This window comes from Thermomonas sp. (assembly GCF_025993755.1).
Lineage (GTDB): Bacteria > Pseudomonadota > Gammaproteobacteria > Xanthomonadales > Xanthomonadaceae > Thermomonas.
Map to the genome: position 1 here is coordinate 1 of NZ_JAMQHN010000027.1, position 1,632 is coordinate 1,632.

Annotated in this window: 2 protein-coding genes; both read right to left on the minus strand. The window is 68.7% G+C overall.

Annotation, left to right across the window (positions count from 1 at the left end):
* Nucleotides 1-999, minus strand: a 999-nt coding sequence (locus tag Q0X16_RS01930) for an aldehyde dehydrogenase family protein (protein WP_297830065.1), incomplete at its 3' end; no start/stop codon positions are given.
* Between the two features lie 48 nt (nt 1,000-1,047).
* On the minus strand, nt 1,048-1,632 hold a 585-nt coding region (locus Q0X16_RS01935), incomplete at its 5' end, for a molybdopterin dinucleotide binding domain-containing protein (RefSeq protein ID WP_297830067.1).

A 1,632-nucleotide genomic window follows, 5' to 3' on the forward strand; every position in this document is an offset into this window, starting at 1 on the left:
CAGGTCCTGATCAAGCTGGGACTGGTCGACAACCGGCCCGATGTCGATGCCGGTGGCGCGCGCGTCGCCGACCTTCAGTGCGCGCATGCGCGCCACCATCGCCTCGACGAAACGGTCGTGCACGCCGGCCTGGACGATCAGGCGGCTGGATGCCGTGCAGCGCTGCCCGGTCGAGTAGAAGGCGCCCTGGATCGCACAATTGATGGCGTTGTCGAAGTCGGCGTCGTCCAGCACCACCAGCGGGTTCTTGCCGCCCATCTCGAGCTGGAACTTGGCGTGGCGGGCGACGCAGGTGGCGGCCACGCGTGCGCCGGTGGCGGCCGAGCCGGTGAAACTGATCGCATCGACGTCGCGGTGGTTGAGCAGGATTTCACCGACCACCCGGCCGCGCCCCATCAACAGGTTGAACACGCCGTCCGGCAGGCCGGAGCGGCTGATGATCTCGGCCAGCGCCCAGGCACAGCCCGGGACGAGTTCGGCCGGCTTGAAGACCACGCAGTTGCCGTAGGCCAGGGCCGGAGCGATCTTCCAGGCCGGGATCGCGATCGGGAAGTTCCAGGGCGCGATGATGCCGATCACGCCGAGCGGCTCACGCGTGATCTCGACGTCCATGCCCGGCCGCACCGAAGCCATCCGCTCGCCCGGGATGCGCAGCGCTTCGCCAGCGTAGAACTTGAAGATCTGGCCGGCGCGCGCAACTTCGCCGATTGCCTCGGGCAGGGTCTTGCCTTCCTCGCGCGCCAGCAAGTCGCCCAATTCGGCCTTGCGGGTCAGGATCTCCGAGCCGATCTTGTCCAGCGCATCGGCGCGCGCCTGTGGCGTCGCCAGCGACCAGCCGGCGAAAGCCGAACGCGCGGCGTCGATCGCGGCTCGCGCCTGCGTCTCGTCGGCGCGCGCATAGTCGCCGATGACGTCCCGGGTGTCGGACGGATTCACGTTGGGCGCCCATTCGGCGCTGTCAACCCAGGCTCCGGCGATGTAGTTGGCGTGCTTTTTCATGTGTTGCTTCCTCATTGCTTGAAACGACGTTGTGCTTGCGGGCGCCTTCTATCCGGCGACGATGGATGGCAGCGCGTGGACCGTGATCGGTGGCAGCTCGCCGGTGTAGCGTTCAATCCTGACCAGCGTGCTGTGGTGGGCCGGCGCCTGCGACAGCGGCGACGTGGCGCGGTTCGAAGTCAGCACATTGGGGTTGCCGTGCACCTCGAGCGAATCCGGGACACCCGGCTCGAGCGGGTCGAACCAGGCGCCGGTGGCGAGCTGGGCAACACCGGGCAGCAGGGCGTCGTCGAGCAGCAAGGCCGCCAGGCAGGCGCCGCGCGCGTTGTGGATGCGCACGATGTCGCCCGCGGCAAGGCCGCGCTGAGCGGCGTCGGCCGGGTGCAGGCGCAATGGCTCGCGCCCGCGGTGCTTGGATTCGCGGCTGACGCCGAACGGATCGAGCTGGGCATGCAGGCGCGTGGCCGGCTGGTTCGAGATCAGGTGCAGTTCGTCGTGCGCGGCCTTGCCGAGCCACTCCTGTGGCTCCAGCCAGGCTGGATGAGCCGGAAAGCCTGGATAGCCGAAGTCGGCAATGGTCTGCGACCAGAGTTCGATGCGGCCCGACGGCGTGGCCAGCGGATGTGCAGCGGC